Source organism: Burkholderia sp. BCC1047 (assembly GCF_902833155.1).
Taxonomy (GTDB): Bacteria; Pseudomonadota; Gammaproteobacteria; order Burkholderiales; family Burkholderiaceae; genus Burkholderia; species Burkholderia sola.
This window is the reverse complement of record NZ_CADFEH010000003.1, coordinates 171,853-191,062: the sequence shown is the minus strand read 5'-3', so window position 1 is coordinate 191,062 and position 19,210 is coordinate 171,853. Positions and strand designations below refer to the sequence as shown.

At 68.4% G+C, this 19,210-nt stretch carries 16 protein-coding genes; 3 read left to right on the top strand and 13 right to left on the bottom strand.

Features of this window, described 5'->3' with window-relative positions:
- Positions 1-4: 4 nt before the first annotated feature.
- The 5 genes from HWX55_RS04820 to HWX55_RS04800 all read right to left on the bottom strand — a co-directional run bounded on the left by HWX55_RS04820 (position 5) and on the right by HWX55_RS04800 (position 4,304).
- On the bottom strand, positions 5-1,366 hold the full coding sequence (locus tag HWX55_RS04820; RefSeq protein WP_175974411.1) for a FecR domain-containing protein: 1,362 nt from the start codon (positions 1,364-1,366) through the stop codon (positions 5-7).
- The gene (locus tag HWX55_RS04815; protein WP_006490421.1) at positions 1,363-2,067 is read right to left on the bottom strand and encodes a response regulator transcription factor; all 705 of its coding nucleotides are present in this window, start codon (positions 2,065-2,067) and stop codon (positions 1,363-1,365) included. Before HWX55_RS04815 ends, HWX55_RS04820 begins: the two co-directional genes overlap by 4 nt.
- Before the next feature lie 267 nt (positions 2,068-2,334).
- The gene (locus HWX55_RS04810) at positions 2,335-2,769 is read right to left on the bottom strand and encodes a peptidase (protein ID WP_175974408.1); all 435 of its coding nucleotides are present in this window, start codon (positions 2,767-2,769) and stop codon (positions 2,335-2,337) included.
- 254 nt (positions 2,770-3,023) lie between these two features.
- Positions 3,024-3,251, bottom strand: coding sequence for a sulfurtransferase TusA family protein (locus HWX55_RS04805; protein WP_006402122.1), 228 nt, complete (start codon positions 3,249-3,251; stop codon positions 3,024-3,026).
- Positions 3,252-3,368: 117 nt separating this feature from the next.
- On the bottom strand, positions 3,369-4,304 hold the full coding sequence (locus HWX55_RS04800; protein WP_124595268.1) for a LysR family transcriptional regulator: 936 nt from the start codon (positions 4,302-4,304) through the stop codon (positions 3,369-3,371).
- Between the two features lie 112 nt (positions 4,305-4,416).
- On the opposite strand from HWX55_RS04800, the gene HWX55_RS04795 reads away from it, so the two are divergent.
- Positions 4,417-5,937, top strand: a complete 1,521-nt coding sequence (locus tag HWX55_RS04795) for a CoA-acylating methylmalonate-semialdehyde dehydrogenase (protein WP_050017570.1) — start codon at positions 4,417-4,419, stop codon at positions 5,935-5,937.
- A gap of 57 nt (positions 5,938-5,994) precedes the next feature.
- Here HWX55_RS04795 and HWX55_RS04790 read toward each other — a convergent pair whose 3' ends face one another.
- The 8 genes from HWX55_RS04790 to HWX55_RS04755 all read right to left on the bottom strand — a co-directional run bounded on the left by HWX55_RS04790 (position 5,995) and on the right by HWX55_RS04755 (position 14,973).
- Positions 5,995-6,879, bottom strand: a complete 885-nt coding sequence (locus HWX55_RS04790; RefSeq protein ID WP_050017572.1) for a MurR/RpiR family transcriptional regulator — start codon at positions 6,877-6,879, stop codon at positions 5,995-5,997.
- Between the two features lie 273 nt (positions 6,880-7,152).
- Positions 7,153-8,325, bottom strand: a complete 1,173-nt coding sequence (locus tag HWX55_RS04785) for a Gfo/Idh/MocA family oxidoreductase (protein ID WP_175974406.1) — start codon at positions 8,323-8,325, stop codon at positions 7,153-7,155.
- 29 nt (positions 8,326-8,354) lie between these two features.
- Positions 8,355-9,281, bottom strand: coding sequence for a TIM barrel protein (locus HWX55_RS04780; protein ID WP_175974404.1), 927 nt, complete (start codon positions 9,279-9,281; stop codon positions 8,355-8,357).
- A 39-nt stretch (positions 9,282-9,320) separates the two neighbouring features.
- On the bottom strand, positions 9,321-10,334 hold the full coding sequence (locus HWX55_RS04775) for a Gfo/Idh/MocA family oxidoreductase (protein ID WP_175974402.1): 1,014 nt from the start codon (positions 10,332-10,334) through the stop codon (positions 9,321-9,323).
- Between the two features lie 70 nt (positions 10,335-10,404).
- Positions 10,405-11,316: a sugar phosphate isomerase/epimerase gene (locus tag HWX55_RS04770; RefSeq protein ID WP_175974400.1), complete on the bottom strand. Its 912-nt coding sequence runs from the start codon at positions 11,314-11,316 to the stop codon at positions 10,405-10,407.
- Positions 11,317-11,360: 44 nt separating this feature from the next.
- Positions 11,361-12,386 carry an ABC transporter permease gene (locus HWX55_RS04765; protein WP_050017580.1) on the bottom strand — a complete coding sequence of 342 codons (1,026 nt, stop codon included), beginning with the start codon at positions 12,384-12,386 and terminating at the stop codon, positions 11,361-11,363.
- A 26-nt stretch (positions 12,387-12,412) separates the two neighbouring features.
- On the bottom strand, positions 12,413-13,978 hold the full coding sequence (locus HWX55_RS04760; RefSeq protein ID WP_175974398.1) for a sugar ABC transporter ATP-binding protein: 1,566 nt from the start codon (positions 13,976-13,978) through the stop codon (positions 12,413-12,415).
- A gap of 68 nt (positions 13,979-14,046) precedes the next feature.
- On the bottom strand, positions 14,047-14,973 hold the full coding sequence (locus HWX55_RS04755) for a sugar ABC transporter substrate-binding protein (protein ID WP_175974396.1): 927 nt from the start codon (positions 14,971-14,973) through the stop codon (positions 14,047-14,049).
- Positions 14,974-15,289: 316 nt separating this feature from the next.
- Here HWX55_RS04755 and iolC point away from each other — a divergent pair, with 316 nt between their 5' ends.
- A complete protein-coding gene (iolC, locus tag HWX55_RS04750; RefSeq protein ID WP_175974394.1) occupies positions 15,290-17,248 on the top strand; it encodes a 5-dehydro-2-deoxygluconokinase in 1,959 nt (652 codons plus the stop codon).
- Between the two features lie 46 nt (positions 17,249-17,294).
- Positions 17,295-19,178, top strand: coding sequence for a 3D-(3,5/4)-trihydroxycyclohexane-1,2-dione acylhydrolase (decyclizing) (gene iolD, locus HWX55_RS04745; RefSeq protein ID WP_175974392.1), 1,884 nt, complete (start codon positions 17,295-17,297; stop codon positions 19,176-19,178).
- Positions 19,179-19,210: the final 32 nt, after the last annotated feature.

Genomic DNA, 19,210 nt, shown 5'->3' with positions numbered 1-19,210 from the left:
CGGGTCAGCGCGACAACGTGAACGCGCTGACCGGACTGGTCTTCTCGTAGAACTTGCCGCCTTCGAATTCCTCGACGGTCACCGCCCAGAAATAGTCGCCCGGCGGCAGGTGCGCGACGGTGATCTGGCGCGCGTGCAGGCCGACCTGATCGACGACCGGCGCGCTCAGATCCTTCGAGCGCGACAGCACGAACCGGTAACGCGCGTTCTTGCCCGCCCCGTTCGGCGACCAGCGGAACTCGTAACCGCCGGCGCCCTGCGACGCGCTCGCGTCGAGCCCCATCACGCGGCGTTCGAACGTATAGGTGCGCGGCAGCCCCTCGAGGCCGTTCGCATCGATCGCGGCGATCCGCACGAAATAGTTGCCGTTCGGCACGTCGCGGAACACCGCGCGCGGCGAATCGGTGCGCGTTTCGCGGAACAGGTCCATCAGCCCCGCATCGTGCGCGAGCTGCACGCGGTACGCATGCGCTTGCTCGAGCGGCGCGATGTCGAACGCGACGTCGGGCTCGTCCTGCACCTTGTCCGGATGCGCGAGCGTGGGTGCGCCCAGCAGCGCGACCGGCGCGCCGACCGCGCCCGACGACGTCGCGACGCTGCCGAAGTTCGCATGCACGAGCGTCGCGCCGGCCGGCTTGCGGCCGCCCGCGACGCCAACGGTGCCGTCGAGCACTTCGACGCGCGTCGACGCCGTGCCGGCCGCGTCGTAGTTCACGCGAAAGCGCGTGCCGCGCACGCCGGCGACGACCGACGGCGAGCGGATCTGGAAGCGATCGTCGCGTTTCTTCAGGTGGGTGACTTCGCTATCGACCGAGCCGCGCGTGAGTTCGAACTCGCGATCGAGCGTGCCGGTCAGCACCGTGCGGCGCAGCGACTTCAGGTCGAGCTGGCTGTCGGGCGGCAGGCTCATGTGCGTGCCGTCGGTCAGCTCGATCGTCACGAAGCCGTTCGGGCCGGTGCGCACGCGGTCGCCTTCGGCGAGCGTCGCATCGTTCGCGAGCGGCGCGAAGGCGGCGCCGGACGCGCGCTCGGCCGTGCCCTGCACCGCAATCACGCGTGCGGTGAGCTTTTCCTTGCGCAGGCGCGCGACCGGCAGCTTCAGCGCGATGCCGGGCTGCAGGCGCTTCGGCGCCGGCACGCCGTTGATCTGCTGGAGCAGTTGCCAGTCGTCCGCGCCCTGCAGGTAGCGCGCGGCGACGTCGTACAGCGTGTCGCCCGCCTGCGTGCGATAGACGACCGTCTTGCCGGCGGCGGCGGGCGGCTGCGCCGCGGCCTGCTGCGCGGCGAACGCGAATGCGACCGCGCAGGCCGCGCGCAGCGCCGCCGTGCACAGGCCCGCCGTGCGCCGCGTGATGCGCGCGGTCACTCCGGTTCCCCCTGGCCGACCCGTTCGAGCCGGTAGCCGTATCCGTAGATCGGCGCGAGACGGTAGCCGTTTTCGGGCCGCAGGCCGAGCTTGGTGCGCAGCATCGAAATGTGCGTATCCATCGTGCGCGACGGAATGTCGGTCGCCTGCTTCCATACGAGGTCGAGAATGTGCGCGCGGGACAGCGGCCGGTCGAGATGCTGGAACAGCAGCAGCGCGAGCTCGAATTCCTTTTGCGTGAGGCTCACGGCCTTGTCGCCGACGTACGCCTGCTTCAGGTTCACGTCGAAACGGAACTGGTCGAACTCGCGGACGGTGGCCTCGGCATTGACCGGATACGCGCGGCGCAGCAGCGAACCGATACGGGCGCGCAGGATCGGGCCCGACACGGGCTTGACCACGTAATCGTCGGCGCCGGCGTTGAGGATCTGCGTAATCCCCGCCTCGTCGTCGCGGCTCGTCATGAAGATGATCGGCAAGCTGTGCTCGGTCTGGTTCGCCCGCACCCACTTGAGCACTTCCTCGCCGGACATGTCGGGCACGTTCCAGTCGAGCACCAGCAGGTCGAACGTCTCGCGCTGCAGGCGCTTCTTCAGGGCCTTGCCTTCCTTGAACGCATAGCACGTATGGCCGACGGCCGTCAGCGTTTGACTGACGAAATCCGTCTGGGCCGGATCGTCATCCAGTACAGCAATTCTCATAGCACCCCGCAAATCGAAGTCGACTCGTCCACTCGGCTCCCGCGCCTGCCCCGGCCGCGCCACCTGTGCGCGGCGTCCGGATACCGGCCGGCGAGCCGTCGTTCGCCGCTCGCGCCTCCTGCGCAAGCCGGCGACCCCGGCTAAATATCTCAAAAACGGGGCACGGACGAACCGGCGATTTCATCATAGTAGTATGAAATTCGCCAAGAAATTGCGCGGACTATCGCCCTTTCTTCGAATAATCCTTTCTCTTGCGCAACCGGACGCCTATTCGGCGCCCGCGATGCCGGCCACCGGCTCGGCGAAATCATCCGTCGGCATGCGCGGCGACGGCCGCTGCGGCAACGGCGGTTGCGCCAGCATCCGCTGCAACTGGTCGCGCACGCGCTCCCACGCGCCGGCCGCGTAGTCGGGCTGGCCCGCCGCCCATGCCTGCGCCAGATCGAACACGCGTTCGATCGTCGCACCGCAGTAGGTCGGGCCCGAGCCGTCGTCCCGCGCGGCGTCGCGCAGCCGTTCGTCCAGCCATTCGGCCAGCCACGGCATCTCGGCCGCGGCCGAATCCGCATAGGCCTCCAGCGCGGCACGCGCGTGGCGGTCCTGTTGCGGATCGAGCTCGATCCGGCTCAATTCCGAGGTGCGCACGGGCGCGATGCTTTCCGCTCCGGACGGACTTCGAAGGGTCCCTGGTCTGAAGGACATGTCCTCTCCCCGTTGTACGACGGTAGCGTCAGGCATGGCCCCCGAGCCCGCCGTGCGACGTACCGTGGCCGGCGCCTCCGCTGGGAGCGGACGACCGGCCGGGTCAGTATACGCAGCCGGTCGCGCAACGAGGTTTAAGAATTGTCAGAGAAGTGTGGCCAGCGCTTTCCAATGGAACAGGAGCCTGGGCAAGGGCACCGGGCCAGGGACAGCCGGCGAGGCGCCCGGCGCGGCGGGACACGTGATGCGCGCCTTCAGCGGCGGCGCATCAGGAATACGAAGGTCTTGTCCTGGGTCGTCGATTCGACGATCTCGTTGCCCGTCTGCTTCGCGAACGCGGCGAAATCGCGCTGCGAGCCCGGATCGGTTGCGAGCACCTTGAGGATCTGCCCGCTTTCCATATCGGCAAGCGCTTTCTTGGCACGCAGGATCGGCAACGGGCAGTTGAGCCCGCGCGCGTCCACTTCCTTGTGAATCTGCATCGGCTGTCGACCTTCGAATGACGCGCCATACGTGGCGCGGGAGGAAGCGGCGATTTTACCGCAGCGCCGCCGCGCTTGCCCGGCCAGCCCACGGCCAGGCGCCCGCCGGCACCCGGCTCACGCGCCGGAGAAGCCGCCCGCGAGCCGTTCGCGCAGGTGCCGCACGAGCGCGCGCACCGCACTCGGGACGACCGGGCTGTACGGGCGGATCGCGAAAATGTGATCGCCGAACGCACCCGACGGCCGCCAGCCGTCGAGCAGCGCGACGAGCCGGCCGGCGTCGAGATCGCGCCGCGCGCTGAAATCGGGCAGCAGCGCGATGCCGAGCCCGCCGAGCGCGGCCTCGCGCATCGCCTCGCTGTTGTTCGCCGCGAAACTGCCGCGCACCGGCACGCTCACGCGCTCGCGGCGGCGGCCGTCCGGCTCGAAGCTCCACGCGGCCGGCTCGTGCTCGCGCAGATAGCACAGGCAGCTGTGATCGACGAGCTCGCTCGGGTGGCGCGGCGCGCCGCGCGCGTCGAGATAGTCGCGGCTCGCGACCAGCAGCGAACGCGTGTCGCACAGCTTCCACGCGACGTGGGTCTGCGGCGCGGTGGTCGTATGGCGGATCGCGAGATCGAAGCCCTCCTGCGTCAGCGAATGCAGGCGGTCCGACAGGTCGAGCTCGATCTGCACGCCCGGATGCTGGCGCAGGAAATCGGGCAGGTGCGGCACGACCTGCTGGCGCCCGAGCGCGACCGGCGCCGTCACGCGCAGCAGCCCGCGCGGTTCGCCGGCCAGGTCCTTCACGCGCGCGAAATGCTGGCCGATCGACTCGAACGCGTCGCGCGTGCTGTCGACGAGCGTCTGGCCCGCATCGGTGAGCCGCACGCTGCGCGTGGTGCGGCGCACGAGCGGCACGCCGGCCGCCTTTTCGAGATCGGCGATGCGCTGGCTCATCGCGGCCTTGCTGATGCCGAGCCGCTGCGCGGCCGCCGTGAAACTGCCCGCCGCGGCCAGCACCGTCAGCGAATGGATATGCGGCCAGAGCGCCTGGACATTTTGCTGATTCATCCAGTGATTATTCAGAATTCTGAACAGTGAATCAAGCTGCGCGGCCTTCTCCCGCCCTGCCGGTTTCCCTAGACTAGGCGCTGTTCCGCTCTCATCCCCCCAGGAGACACGCATGACCACGGTTCCCGCGTATACGTCCGACGCCGACGTCGGCCACTATATCGACGGCGCGCCCGTCGCCGGCCGCAGCGGCCGCTTCCAGGACGTGCTCAACCCGTCGCTCGGCCGCGCGGTGCGCCGCGTCGCGCTCGCCGGCAACGACGAAGTCGAGCGGGCCGTCGCGTCCGCCCACGCCGCGTTCCCGGACTGGGCCGCGACGCCGCCGATCCGCCGCGCGCGCGTGCTGCACCGCTTCCTGCAACTGATGAACGAGCACCGCGACACGCTGGCTGCAATCATCACGGCCGAGCACGGCAAGGTGTTCTCCGACGCGCAGGGCGAAGTCGCGCGCGGCATCGACATCGTCGAATTCGCGTGCGGCGTGCCGCAACTGCTGAAGGGCGACTTCACCGACCAGGTCAGCACCGGCATCGACAACTGGACGATGCGCCAGCCGCTCGGCGTCGTCGCGGGCATCACGCCGTTCAACTTCCCGTGCATGGTGCCGTGCTGGATGTTCCCGGTCGCGATCGCGACGGGCAACACGTTCGTGCTGAAGCCGAGCGAGCGCGACCCGTCGGCCGCGCTGTTCATCGCCGACCTGCTCACGCAGGCCGGCCTCCCGGCCGGCGTGTTCAACGTCGTGCAGGGCGACAAGGGCGCGGTCGATGCGCTGCTCGACCACCCGGACGTGCAGGCCGTCAGCTTCGTCGGCTCGACGCCGATCGCGGCCTACGTGCAGCAGCGCGCGGTGCAGTCGGGCAAGCGCGTGCAGGCGCTGGGCGGCGCGAAGAACCATCTCGTCGTGATGCCCGACGCGAACATCGAGCAGGCGGTCGATGCGCTGATCGGCGCCGCGTACGGCTCGGCCGGCGAGCGCTGCATGGCGATCAGCATCGCGGTACTGGTCGGCGACGTGGCCGACAGGATCGTGCCGGCGGTCGCCGAGCGCGCGCGCAAGCTGGTGATCGGCGACGGGATGTCGCCGGAAGTCGAGATGGGCCCGATCGTCACCGGCGAAGCGTTGAAGCGCATCGAAGGCTATATCGAGCAAGGCGTGAACGAAGGCGCGCAACTGGTGGTCGACGGCCGCGGGCTGCGCGTGCCGGGCCGCGAGGCCGGCTTCTTCACCGGCGGCACGCTGTTCGATCACGTCACGCCCGACATGCGGATCTACAAGGAAGAAATCTTCGGGCCGGTGCTCGGCTGCGTGCGCGTGAAGGATTTCGGCGAAGCGGTCGACCTGATCAATGCGCACGAGTTCGGCAACGGCGTGTCGTGCTTCACGAGCGACGGCGGGATCGCGCGCGAATTCGCGCGGCGCATCCAGGTCGGGATGGTCGGCATCAACGTGCCGATCCCGGTGCCGATGGCATGGCACGGCTTCGGCGGCTGGAAGAAGAGCCTGTTCGGCGACATGCACGCGTACGGCGAGGAAGGCGTGCGCTTCTACACGCGCCAGAAGTCGGTGATGCAGCGCTGGTCGTCGAGCATCGGCAAGGGCGCTGAATTCGCGATGCCGACCGCGAAGTAAGCCGGCCGGTGCGCCGCCCGTCGATCCGTTCGGCGGGCGGCGCACCGGTAGCCGAGATCAACCGGCCTTCGTGCCGTGCGCGCCGTCGGCGGTCGGCAGGTACGACAGCTCGAGCCGGTACGCGAGCGCGACGAACAGGCTCTGCGCAAGGCCCATCGTCGCCGTCAGCGCGCGAAAGCCGAACGTCGCGCTGTCCTGCACCATCAGCGTCACTTCCGCCTCCCGCGCGAGCGGGCTCATCCGGCTGTCGGTGATCGCGATCAGCCGCGCACCGCGCTGCGCGGCCTGCTGCGCGACCTGTACCGTCTCGTCCGCGTACGGCATGAACGAGATCACGATCATCACGTCGCCTTCGCGCACCGACCGGATCTGCCCGAGATGCATGCTGCCGAGCGCGCTGAACAGCCCGATGCGCTTGTCGGTGTGCTGCAGCGCATAGTCCAGATACACGGCGATCGGAAACGCGCGCCGCGACCCGGCGATCCAGATCGCCTGCGTATCGGCGAGCAGGTCGACCGCCTGCGCGAGCGCCTGCGAATCGAGCGTCTGCCGCAACTGCTGCATCCCGGCAATGCTGCCCTTGATGAATTCGTCGGCGATCTGTTCGGGCTGCAGGCTCGACGAACCCGATTCGATCACGTCGCGCACGCGCAGGTTGTACGCACGGCCCGGCGCGATCTGCTGCGCGAGCCCTTCGCGGAACAGCCGCTGCATTTCGGAGAACCCGGAGAAGCCGAAGTGCTTCGCGAAGCGCACGACGGCCGACGGCTGGACGCCGCAGGCCTCCGCGAGCGACTGGATGCCCTCCAGCCCAAGCTGGTCCCGATGCGTTTCCACGTGGCGCGCGATCACCTTCAGGCGATTGCTGAGGCCGTCGTACTCCTGCGTCAGGTGCTGCAGGAACGCCTCGACGGTGGCGGGAGGTTTCTCGGATGAACTCATCGGATAGCGCGAAGTTGACGGCCCCGATGCGCGCGCGTGGCTGGCCGGCGCGGCCCGGGGCTCGACTGGATACATGCATGAAGGGCGAATTTAATCACGTTTGCGGCACGGCCCGCGCCGCCTGCTCGCTCCCACGCGCTCGATCATCGCTTGCATACGCTCCACGGCAAGACTGGGAACGATTGTCCAACGCGCTCGCGGCGGCGTAAAGATCAGGGTGTGTACCGAGGCCGGCCGTCGCGACGAAGCGCGGCGCAGCCGGCCCGCCTCCGTTCAGCGATAGTCGACCCACACGCCGCCCGCGTCGGCCGAACGCACGCAGTTCTCGACCCAGCGCACGCCTTCGACGCCCGCGTGCACGTCCGGAATACGGATCGCCTTCACCCCCGCGGCGTCGCCGCGATCGGCCGCGTCCATCGCGAGCGCGAAGCGCGCGTAGAGATTCGACCATGCGTCGAACAGCCCTTCCGGATGCCCGGCGCCGATGCGGTCCTCGCGCAATGCATGCGGATGCAGGTACGGCATCCCGCGATCGAGCACCTGCGCGGGTTGCCCCTGGACTTCGTAGCGCAACTGGTTCGGGTGTTCATCCCACCATTCGATGCTCGCCTTCGAACCGATCACGCGCACCTTCTGCCCGTGCATCGAGCCGGCGTTCACCGCGCTCGACCACACGTAGCCGATCGCGCCGGTGTCGTATTCCATGATCGTGAACGCGTTGTCCTCGAGCGGCGCGCGGCTCTTCACGAAACTCTGCCGCGAACACATCAGCCGCTTGATCTTCAGTTCCGGCGCCATCACCTCGGAGATATACAGCGGATGCGTGCCGATGTCGCCGAGCACGTAGCTCGGGCCCGCGAACTTCGGATCGACGCGCCAGCGCGCGGCCGCGCTCGCGGCCTCGACGCCCTCGCTGTGAAAGCCATGCGCGAACTGCATCTGCACGATGCGGATCTCGCCGAGGTCGCCGCGCGCGATCATCTCGCGCGCCTGCTCGATCATCTGGTGTCCGGAATAACCGTACGCGACGCCGACGATCCGGTTCTTCTCGACCGACAGCCGCTGCAGCGCCTCGGCTTCCTCGGTCGTGAAGCACAGCGGCTTCTCGCAGACCACGTGCAGGCCCGCGTTCAGCGCGGCGCGGCAGATCTCGAAGTGCGTGTTGTTCGGCGTCGCGATCGACACCGCGCGGATGCCGTCCGGGCGACGCGCCTCGGCGTCGAACATCGTCGCGTAATCGGGATAGCAGCGCTCGGCCGCGACGCCGAGCTTCACGCCGAACTGCCGGCCGCGTTCGGGATCGATATCGAATGCGCCCGCAACCAGCTGGAAGCTGCCGTCGCGCAGCGCGGCCGACCGGTGGCTGTAGCCGATCTGGCTGCCGAGCCCGCCGCCGACCATGCCCCAGCGAATCGAATGTCCAAGCAGAATCTGTCCGTCAATCATGATGGTGTTCCTGGTGCGGGTTCAGAGGGTCATGCAAAACCGGCCGACGCGAGAAACGCGCGGCTCGCGGCGACGTCGCGCAGGCTCGTGCCGGCGTTGCGCGGGTCGCGCTCCTGTTCGATCGTGATGTAGCCGGCATAGCCAATGTCGACGAGCGCGCGGCGGATCGCCGGGTAGTCGAGCACGCCGGTGCCGATCGGGCACATCACGCCGCGCGCGCAAGCCGCGAAAAACGCGATGTGCTCGCCCATCAAGGCGTCGTACACGGCCGCGTCGATATCCTTGAAATGCACGTAGTCGAGCCGCGCCGCGTGGCGGCGCAACCACGTTTCGGGGTCCATGCCCGAGTAATGCAGGTGGCCGGTGTCGAGGCACAGGCCCGCCGTGTCGGCCGGAATATCGGCGACGATCCGGTCGATCTCGTCCGCGAACTCGATGTACCCGCCCGCATGCGGATGGATCACCGCGCGCACGCCGAACTCGTCGCGCGCGATCGTCGCGATCTGCCGGATATGGCCGACCATCCGCGCCCAGCGCGCGTCGGACAACCGCGGCGCGCGGTCGCCGTGGCCGGCCGCGTAGTCGCGCTCCTCGTGGCCCCAGTCCATCACGACCAGGTACGGCGCCGCGTAGCGCTGGCCGTCCTGCGTCGGCAGCTTGGGCAGCCGCGTAATCAGCGCGCAGATGTCGCGCGTCTGGCGCAGCAGGTTCGGCAGGTTCTCCGGCGACACGAGATCGTCGAAGATCGTGCCGGCCGTGATGCTCAGGCGCTGGCGCTCGAGCTCGGCGCTCACCACGTCGCGGTCGAGCGGGATGTAGCCGTACGGCCCGAGCTCGATGCCCGAGTAGCCGGCCTGCGCGGCCTCGGCCAGCACGTGCCGCCATGGCGGCAGATGCGGGTTGTTCACGTCGTCGACGCCCCAGCAGCACGGCGCGCAGCCAATCTTCATCGTCATGTCGGTCGGTCCGGCAAGTAAGCGGCAAGCGGCCGTGGATCAACCGCGATAGAACGCGGGACGGTCGGCCATCGCGATCGGCTCGACCGCGCCGCTCTGCTGCGCCCGCACGCACGCGTCGGCCGCGACCGCCGCCGCGTAGCCGTCCCATGCGGACGGGCCAGTGAGCGCGCCCTGCCGCACACCGTCGATGAACGCCTGCAGCTCGACGTCGTACGACGCGATGAAGCGCTCCTTCCAGTCGGTCATGATCTCGACCGACTGCCGCGCCGCATGCTTGAGCCCGACGGCCGGCGGATCGGGCAGCTTCGCGATGCCCTGCTCGCCGACCACCTCGCACTGGATGTCGTAGCCGTACTGGCAGTTCACGAAGATCTCGACGTCGATGCGCACGCCGCTCGCGGTTTCGAGCAGCACGATCTGCGGATCGGCGAGATGCGCGCTCGCATGGCGCGTCTTCTTCGGATAGACGACCTGCGCGCTCGTGTAATCCTCGCCGAGCAGCCAGCGCAGCACGTCGAGTTCGTGGATCAGCGTGTCGGTGATCGCCATGTCGGTTGTGTAGCGCTCGCCGACCGACTGGTTGCGGTGCGCGCAATGCAGCATCAGCGGCGCGCCGATCTGGCCGCTGTCGATCACGCGCTTGAGCGCGCGATAGCCTTCGTCGTACGGCCGCATGAAGCCGACCTGCACGAGCCGCTTGCCGTGCGCGACTTCGGCTTCGACGATCCGCATGCAGCCGTCGGCCGTGACGGCCAGCGGCTTCTCGCAGAACACCGGCTTGCCGTGCGCGATCGCGTCGAGCACGAACACTTCGTGGGTCGGCCCCCACGACGTGACGAGCACGGCCTGCACGTCGGCGGCCGCGACCACGTCGTGGCCGTCGCCGTAGATCTCGGCGTCGAGCCCGTATTTCGTCACCGCGTCGCGCGCCTGCTGCGGATCGATGTCGTTGACGGCCACGACGCGCGCACCGGACAGCGTGCGGGTCAGTCTGCGGATGTGGTCCTGGCCGATCGCGCCGCAGCCGATCACGCCGATTTGCAAGGTCATGCAGTTCTCTCCAGTCGTTCGTTCATCAGCGGCGCGGCCCGTGCCGCGCCGGTCAACAATCGGTCATCGGTCAACGCGCCGCGCGATCGAAATGGCGATCGACGTAGCGCTGGATCGCGTCGCGCATATAGCGCGACGACGCTTCCGCGCGGTCCTCCCACGCGAACACGCACGACGACAGCACGCCGTCGAAGCCGGCGGCGCCGAGCGCGCGGAAAAACACGTCCCAGTCGATCTCGCCCTGCCCGATGTCGAGATGCTGGTGCACGCGGATCTGGTTCGAGCCGGGCGGGTTCACGATGTAGCGCAGCTGGCTGCTCTTGCGGTGGTCGAAGGTATCGGCCACGCGCACGTGCGCGAGGATCGGCGCAGCGGCCGCGATCATCGCGGCCATGTCGTCGCCGTAGTAGAACGTATGCGGCGCGATGTACGACAGCTTCAGCGACGGCGAACCGAGGTTCGTGACGATGTCGATGGCCGGTTGAAGCTGCTCGATCCAGTCCTCCGGATGCGGTTCGACCGACAGCACGATGCGCTCGCGCTCGAGGATCGGCAGCAGCTCGTCCATCGACCGAAACCATGCGGCCTCGCACAGCTCCTTCGGGTTCGCGCCCGGCCGCTCGCCGACCGAGCGCTCCGGCGACGCGCCGCGCCCGAACTCGGACACCATCAGCGGACACTCCATCTCCACTGCCACCTCGATCGCCTTCTTCCAGCAGCGCACGGCCCATTGCCGCTCGTCGTCGAACGGGCTCGCCCAGCGGTACATCGGTTGCAGCGACGCGAGACCGACGCCGCTCGCGCGCATCGCGTGGCGGAACGCGGCCATCCGCTCACGGGTCGCGCGCGGCATCACCCACCAGTCGAGAAAGTCGCCGCGCGGCGACAGCTCGATCTGGTCGTAGCCGAGCTCGGCCACCGCGTGCGGCAGCCGGTCGAGCGGCAGGTGGCGAATCATGTAGGGATCCAGCGCGATCTTCATCGTCTTCCTGGGCAGTTTCGTGGTTTCGACAGCGGTGGAATCGATCAGCGGCGCGACTTCTTGTTGCGATACTGGTCGGCGATCACGGCCGCGACGATGATCGCGCCCTTCACCATCTCCTGGTAGTACGCGTCGATGCGGATGAACGTGAAGCCCGACGTCATCACGCCGAGGATCAACACGCCGATCACGGTGCCCGTCACGCGGCCGAGGCCGCCCGACAGCGACGTGCCGCCGATCACGACGGCCGCGATCGCATCGAGCTCGTACATCACGCCCATGCCCGACTGGCCGGAGATCGCACGCGCGGCGGTCACGGTTCCCGCGATGCCGCTCAACAGGCCCGCGATCGCATAGACGAAGATCAGGTGCCGCGTGACGTTGATGCCCGACACGACGGCCGCGTGGCGGTTCGCGCCGATCGCATAGGTGTACTTGCCGAAGCGCGTGTAGCGCAGCACGACGTGGAAGATCGCGGCGATCACGACGAAGATGATCACCGGGTTGGCGCCCGCGCCGATCGCCGCGAACGGATCGGTCAGCATCGACACCGGCATCCCGTTGGTGAACCACTTCGCGAAGCCGCGCGCCGCGACCATCGTGCCGAGCGTCGCGATGAACGGCGGGATGCCCGTCATCGCGATCAGCGTGCCGTTCAGCAGGCCGACCAGCAGCCCGACGCACACGCCGGCCAGCACCGGCCAGATGATCGGCAGGTCGGTGAGGTGCGGAAACACCGCGCGCGGGAAGTCGGACACCTGCGCGAGGCTCGCCGATACGACGGCGGCCGCCGCGACGACCGACCCCGACGACAGGTCGATCCCGCTGGTGATGATCACGAGGTTCACGCCGACCGCGATGATGCCGATCACGGCCATCTGCAGCACGATGATCTCGAGCCGCTCGGCATTGAACAGGAAGCTCTGGCCGACGACGACCCAGCCGACGATCTCGAAGAACAGGCTGATGCCGACCAGCACGAGGAAGATGCTCAGTTCGGGCGGCCACTTCGCATGCCGCGACTTGAGGGTCATGGTCTGCGCATCCGCGACCGGGTTCAGGTTGCCCATTTCAGTGTCTCCAATCTTGTTTCGGCTCAGCGCGACGCGAGATCCATGATGCGGACCTGGTCGGCGTCCTTGCGATCGACGATGCCGGTCATGCGCCCTTCGTGCATCACCATCACGCGATCGCTCATCCCCAGCACTTCCGGCATTTCCGACGAGATCATCAGCACCGCGACGCCCTTGCCGGCGAGCGCGCCGACGAGCCGGTGGATCTCGGCCTTCGCGCCGACGTCGATGCCGCGCGTCGGTTCGTCGAGGATCAGGATGCGCGGTTGCGTGAGCAACCATCGGCCGATCAGCACCTTCTGCTGGTTGCCGCCCGACAGGTTCTGGATTTCCTCGTGCAGCCCGGGCGACTTCACGCGCAGCATCCGGCTCATTTCCTCGCAGTCGCGCTTCAGCTGCGCCTGCTGCACGAAGTTGAACTTCACGTAGCGACGGCTCAGCACCGCCGCTTCCATGTTCGCGAGCAGGTCGAGATTCAGGAAGCAGCCGGAATCCTTGCGATCCTCGGTCAGGAACGCCATCCCGTGCTTCATCGCCTGCGCGGGCGTCGCGATCCGCACCGGCTTGCCGTCGATGCGGATCTCGCCCGACGTGGCCGGCACGACGCCGAACAGCGCCTCCGCGACGTTCGAGCGCCCCGAGCCGACGAGACCCGCGACGCCGAGGATTTCACCCGCGCGCAGCTCGAAGCTCACGTCGCGGAACACGCCCTCGACGCAGAGATCCTTCACCGACAGCACGACGTCGCCGATCGGCACCTCTTCCTTCGGGAACATCTGCGTGATCTCGCGCCCGACCATCATGCGGATGATGTCGTCGCGCGTGACGTCGGTCGACGCATGCGTGCCGATGTACTTGCCGTCGCGGAACACCGAGAACTCGTCGGCGATCTCGAACAGCTCGTTCATCTTGTGCGTGATGTAGACGATGCCCTTGCCCTGCTCGCGCAACTGGCGAATGATCCGGAACAGGTGCGTGACTTCCTTGTCGGTCAGCGCGGAGGTCGGCTCGTCCATGATCAGCACGTCCGAGTCGAACGACACGGCCTTCGCGATCTCGACCATCTGGCGGCTCGCGACCGTCAGCGTGCGCACGTCGGTCTCCGGATCGATGTCGATGGACAGCCGCTCGAACAGCGCGGCCGTGCGGCGGCGCAGCTCCGCGTGATCGATCAGGCCGAAGCGGTTCTTCGGTTCGCGGCGAATCCAGATGTTCTCCGCGACCGTCATGTACGGCATCAGGTTGAGTTCCTGATGGATCATCGCGATGCCGCGGTCGAGCGCATCGAGCGGGCCGTTCAGCACGACCGGTTCGCCGTTGATCAGGATTTCGCCCTGGTCGGGCGTGTAGACGCCCGCGATGATCTTCATCAGCGTGGACTTGCCGGCGCCATTCTCGCCCATCAGCGCATGCACGGTGCCGCGGCGCACGCGGAACTGCACGCCGTCGAGCGCGACGACGCCGGGAAAGGACTTGCCGACGCCGCGCACCTCGAGCACGCAGTCGGCCATCGGCGCACCGGGCGCGGCGGACGAAGCGGCCGGTGCGCTTTCGCTGGCCGTCGAGCGCGCGATCCTGGCTGTAAACATGGACGTACCTCGAAAATCGCGCGCGAACCCGGCCGCGCCGGGCCCGCGCAGTTCAGCGGAAAAACCGGTCAGTGCTTCGCGTACTGGTTCATGTTCTCCGGCGTCACGAGTTCGAACGGCACGTTCACGTAGCGATCGACCGGCTGCTTCTTCGCGAGCTTGAGCGCCGCGGCCACCGCCTGCGCGCCCTGCCCGGTCGCGTTCTGGTAGACCGACACCTTGAGCTCGCCGGCCTTCATCGCCGCAAGGCCGTCCGGCGTCGCGTCGATGCCGGCGACGACCGTCTTCGGCGTCAGCTTGCGTGCGGCCTTCAGCGCGTTGATCGCGCCGATCGCCATTTCGTCGTTGTTCGAGACGATCGCGTCGAACTTGGTGCCCGAGCTCAGCCAGTTCATCGTGATGTCCTGGCCCTGCGTGCGGCTCCACTTGCCTTCGCGCTTGTCGACGATCTTCATGCCCGCGCAATCCTTCGTCGCGATCACGTCCTCGATGTCCTTGGTGCGGGCGCGCGCCGATTCGTTGGACAGCTCGCCCATCAGCACCAGCAGGTCGCCCTTGCCGCCGAGCAGCTTGCACACCTGGCGCGCCTGCAGCGTGCCCGACTGCTTTTCGTCGGACGCGACGACCGCGACGCCGGCCGGCAGCTTGTCGAAATCGACCGGCTTGCGGTTCACGTAGACGAGCGGGATCTTCGCGGCGGTCACCATTTTCGTGATCTTCGGCGTCGCGTCGGTATCGACCGCGTTCACGATGATCGCGTCGACCTTCTGCGCGATCATGTTCTGGACCTGGCTCAACTGCTTGCCGACGTCGTTGCCGCCGTCCTCGATCTGCGCCGTCGCGCCGTCCTTCTTCGCCGAATCGGCGATGCTGTTGCGCAGGATGGTCAGGAATGTGTCGTCGAACGATGCCATCGTCACGCCGATCTTCTCGGCATGCGCGAGCGGCGCAGCCAGGATCGCGGCGGCCGCGACGGCCATCAGCTTGGTCTTCATGATCAATCTGTCTCCTCATCTCCGGGGGCGGAAGACGGCGCGTTGCGCGCCGCCGGGCCGAGTCCGATCTGGTCCGATCGGGACTGAAGCATCCGGATGAAACTGTAGATCACTTCCTCGAAAATTTGGAAATTTATTTCTACGTGATTTCACCTAGGGAACTGGATTTCCAAAAAGTCTAGACTCCGTTCCGTAGCCCGAATCCCGACGGCAGGCAGCCCCGCGTCGTGCAGCCCATGCTGCGGACAGCCGCCACCGGATCGGTCCCCTAATCTGCCGGCAGCGCCGAACGCCGGCCGCGAGCGTGACACGTGATATGAGCCTGCTGAACTTTCCGAGTGACCGCCCCATCGATCTCGCCTGCCTCGGCCGCGTGGCCGTGGATCTCTATGCGCAGCAGTACGGCAGCCGCCTCGAGGACGCGCGCAGCTTCCAGATGTATCTCGGCGGCTCGTCCGGCAACGTCGCGTTCGGCGTCGCGCGGCTCGGGCTGAAGACCGCGATGATTTCGCGCGTCGGCGACGAGCAGATGGGCCGCTTCCTGCGCGAGACGCTCGAGCGCGAAGGCTGCGACACGAGCCAGTTGCAGACCGACCGCGAGCGCCTCACCGCGCTGGTGCTGCTCGGGCTCAAGGATCGCGATACGTTCCCGCTGCTGTTCGTGCGCGAGAACTGCGCGGACATGGCCGTGCGTGCCGACGAGATCAGCGAGGACTTCATCGCCGGTTGCCGCGCGCTGGCGATCACCGGCACGCACCTGTCGACGCCGGGCACGCGCGAGGCGTCGCTGACCGCGTTGACGTATGCGCGCCGCCACGGCGCCGTGCGGATCCTCGACATCGACTACCGGCCGGTGCTGTGGGGGCTGACCGCGCGCGGCGCCGGCGAAAACCGCTACGTGCCCGACGCGCAGGTCACGCGGCAGCTGCAGCAGGTGCTCGGCGAATTCGACCTGCTGGTCGGCACCGAGGAGGAATTCCTGATCGCGGGCGGTGTGCCGGATGATTTGATCGCATCGTTGCAGGCGGTGCGCGCGATCACGAACGCGACGCTGGTCGTCAAGCGCGGCGCGCTCGGCTGTTGCGTGATCGAAGGCGACATTCCCGCGCGCATCGACGAGGCGCCGACCTTTCTCGGCGAGCGCGTCGAGGTGCTCAACGTGCTCGGCGCGGGCGACGCGTTCCTGTCCGGCCTGCTGTCGGGGCTGCTGCGCGGGCGCGACTGGGCCGAATCGACGCGCATCGCGAACGCGTGCGGCGCGATCGTCGTGTCGCGCCACGCGTGCTCGGCCGCGATGCCGACGCCGGCCGAACTCGCGCACTGGTTCGACGGCAGCCGCAATCCGCAGGTCGACGCCGACCGCACGCTCGCGCACCTGCATCGCGTGACGGTGCCGCGCCGCGAATGGGACGACCTGTGCGTGATGGCGTTCGACCACCGCAGCCAGTTCTACGAGCTGGCGGTGCAGGCCGGCGCGGACGAAGCGCGGATCAAGACATTGAAGCGCCTGCTCGTACGCGCGGTCGAACAGGTCGAGCGCGAGCGCGGGATCGCCGGCCACGTCGGCGTGCTGATCGACGGCGGCGCGTACGGCAGCGACGCGCTCGCGTCGGCCACCGGGCGCGGCTGGTGGGTCGGCCGCCCGGTCGAGCTGCCGGGCTCGCGGCCGCTGCGGTTCGACGACACGCGTTCGGTCGGCTCGTCGCTCACGCACTGGCCGACCGAACAGGTCGTGAAGTGCCTCGTTCACTATCACCCGGACGACCACGTCGACCTGCGCGTCGAGCAGGAGCAGCGCGTGCTGGAACTATGGGAAGCCACGCGCGCGAGCGGCAACGAACTGTTGCTGGAAATGATTCCGCCGCGCGCGGTGACGCCGGCCGGCACCGAGGACGACGCGGTGCTGCGCACGGTCGCGCGCTTCTACAACCTCGGCGTGAAGCCGGAATGGTGGAAGCTCACGCCGCTGAGCGCCGACGGCTGGGCGCGGCTCGCCGCGCTGATCGCCGAGCGCGACCCGTACTGCCGTGGCGCGGTGATCCTCGGGTTGAACCAGCCGTTGCAATACCTCGTCGACAGCTTCCGCTCGGCGACCAACCCGATCGTCAAGGGCTTCATGGTCGGGCGCACGCTGTGGGCCGATGCGTCGCTGAACTGGTTCGCGGGCCGGATCGACGACCAGGCGCTGACCGACGAAGTGGCCGGCAACTTCGCGCAACTGGTCGACGCGTGGCTGAGCCGCCGGGCCGCCGCGCGCGCCGCCGCCGCGGCCTGATGCATGTGCCCGTGACGACCACCCGACTCTTCTCTATCGACCGACGATGACCACCACCGTAAGACTGACCGTCAGCCAGGCGCTCGTGCGCTACCTGGCCGCCCTGCGCGCCGAAGTCGTCCAGCCCGACGGCCGCACCGAGATCCTGCCGTACTGCGGCGGCGTGTTCGCGATCTTCGGCCACGGCAACGTGGCCGGGCTCGGCGAGGCGCTGCATGCGGAGAAGGACCGGCTGCCGACGTTTCGCGCGCACAACGAGCAAGGGATGGCCAACGCGGCCGTCGCGTTCGCGAAAGCGCATTTCCGCCAGCGGATGATGGCCGCGACGTCGAGCATCGGCCCCGGCGCGACCAACATGCTGACCTCCGCCGCGCTCGCGCATGTCGGCCGCTTGCCGCTGCTGCTGCTGCCCGGCGACGTGTTCGTGTCGCGGCTGCCCGACCCGGTGCTGCAGCAGGTCGAGGATTTCGAACAGGGCGACGTCAGCGCGAACGACTGTTTCCGGCCCGTCACGCGCTACTTCGACCGCATCACGTCGCCCGAGCAACTGCTCGTCGCGCTGCCGCGCGCGATCCAGGTGATGACCGATCCCGCGCAATGCGGGCCCGTGTGCCTCGCGCTGCCGCAGGACGTGCAGACCTTCGCGTACAACTGGCCCGAGGATTTCTTCGCGCCGCCGGTGATCCGGATGCGCCGGCCGCCGGCCGACGCGCTCGAACTCGCCGATGCGCTCGACGTGCTGAAGGCCGCGAAGAAGCCGCTGATCGTCGCGGGCGGCGGCGTGCTGTACAGCCAGGCGTGGGATGCGCTGCGCACGTTCGCCGACACGCACGGCGTGCCGGTCGCCGAATCGCAGGCCGGCAAGGGCAGCCTCGCGTGGGATCACCCGCTGAACCTCGGCTCGATCGGCGTGACGGGCTCGCCCGCCGCGAACCGCGCGGCCGCGCAGGCCGACGTCGTGTTCGCGGTCGGCACGCGGCTGCAGGATTTCACGACCGGCTCGCACGCGCTCTATGGCGACGCGACGCTGCTGAGCCTGAACGTGCAGCCGTTCGACGCGGGCAAGAAACGCGGCCGGCAACTGGTGGCCGATGCGCGCACGGGCCTCGGCCAGCTGTCGGCCGCGCTGGCCGGCTGGTGCGCCGACCCGGCGTGGACCGCCGCGAACCGCGATCAGGCCGCCGCGTGGAACGCGCGCGTGACGGACCTGACCACCCGGATTCCGAAGGACACGCTGCCGTACGACGCGGAAGTAATCGGCGCAGTGCGCGACTCCGCGGCCGACGCGGGACGCGACAGCGCGCGCGACGATCTCGTCGTCTGCGCGGCCGGCACGCTGCCGGCCGAGTTGCACAAACTGTGGCGCAGCGGCGTGCCGGGCAACTACCACATGGACTATGCGTATTCGTGCATGGGCTACGAGGTCGCGGGCGGCCTCGGCGCGAAGCTCGCGCGGCCCGAGCGCGAAGTGATCGTGATCGTCGGCGACGGCTCGTACATGATGCTCAACGCGGAGCTCGCGACCTCCGTGATGCTCGGCCGCAAGCTCATCGTCGTGATCCTCGACAACCGCGGCTACGGCTGCATCGAGCGGCTGCAACTCAATTGCGGCGGCGCGAGCTTCAACAACATGCTCGACGACTGCGTGCCCGAAGGCGGCGAACGCTCGACGATCGACTTCGCGATGCATGCGCGCGCGATGGGCGCCGAAGCCGTGCACGTGCGCGACATCGGCGAGCTGCGCCACGAAATGAAGCGCGCGCGGGCGGCGACGACGAGCCAGGTGCTCGTGATCGACACCACGCACCAGCGCACGACCGACGACGGCGGCGCATGGTGGGAAGTCGCGGTGCCGCAGGTGTCCGAACGCGCCGGCGTCGAAGCGGCGCACCGCGCGTATCTCGACGCGAAGGCCCGCCAGCGGCGCTGATCCGCGCCCCTTTCCATCGGCCGCGCCGACAC

What these genes read in the sequence shown, in the direction of transcription:
- HWX55_RS04815 (WP_006490421.1), bottom strand. Translation starts at nt 2,067, where the DNA reads ATGAGAATTGCTGTACTGGATGACGATCCGGCCCAGACGGATTTCGTC.
- HWX55_RS04810 (WP_175974408.1), bottom strand. Translation starts at nt 2,769, where the DNA reads ATGTCCTTCAGACCAGGGACCCTTCGAAGTCCGTCCGGAGCGGAAAGC.
- HWX55_RS04805 (WP_006402122.1), bottom strand. Translation starts at nt 3,251, where the DNA reads ATGCAGATTCACAAGGAAGTGGACGCGCGCGGGCTCAACTGCCCGTTG.
- HWX55_RS04800 (WP_124595268.1), bottom strand. Translation starts at nt 4,304, where the DNA reads ATGAATCAGCAAAATGTCCAGGCGCTCTGGCCGCATATCCATTCGCTG.
- HWX55_RS04795 (WP_050017570.1), top strand. Translation starts at nt 4,417, where the DNA reads ATGACCACGGTTCCCGCGTATACGTCCGACGCCGACGTCGGCCACTAT.
- HWX55_RS04790 (WP_050017572.1), bottom strand. Translation starts at nt 6,879, where the DNA reads ATGAGTTCATCCGAGAAACCTCCCGCCACCGTCGAGGCGTTCCTGCAG.
- HWX55_RS04785 (WP_175974406.1), bottom strand. Translation starts at nt 8,325, where the DNA reads ATGATTGACGGACAGATTCTGCTTGGACATTCGATTCGCTGGGGCATG.
- HWX55_RS04780 (WP_175974404.1), bottom strand. Translation starts at nt 9,281, where the DNA reads ATGACGATGAAGATTGGCTGCGCGCCGTGCTGCTGGGGCGTCGACGAC.
- HWX55_RS04775 (WP_175974402.1), bottom strand. Translation starts at nt 10,334, where the DNA reads ATGACCTTGCAAATCGGCGTGATCGGCTGCGGCGCGATCGGCCAGGAC.
- HWX55_RS04770 (WP_175974400.1), bottom strand. Translation starts at nt 11,316, where the DNA reads ATGAAGATCGCGCTGGATCCCTACATGATTCGCCACCTGCCGCTCGAC.
- HWX55_RS04765 (WP_050017580.1), bottom strand. Translation starts at nt 12,386, where the DNA reads ATGGGCAACCTGAACCCGGTCGCGGATGCGCAGACCATGACCCTCAAG.
- HWX55_RS04760 (WP_175974398.1), bottom strand. Translation starts at nt 13,978, where the DNA reads ATGTTTACAGCCAGGATCGCGCGCTCGACGGCCAGCGAAAGCGCACCG.
- HWX55_RS04755 (WP_175974396.1), bottom strand. Translation starts at nt 14,973, where the DNA reads ATGAAGACCAAGCTGATGGCCGTCGCGGCCGCCGCGATCCTGGCTGCG.
- iolC (WP_175974394.1), top strand. Translation starts at nt 15,290, where the DNA reads ATGAGCCTGCTGAACTTTCCGAGTGACCGCCCCATCGATCTCGCCTGC.
- iolD (WP_175974392.1), top strand. Translation starts at nt 17,295, where the DNA reads ATGACCACCACCGTAAGACTGACCGTCAGCCAGGCGCTCGTGCGCTAC.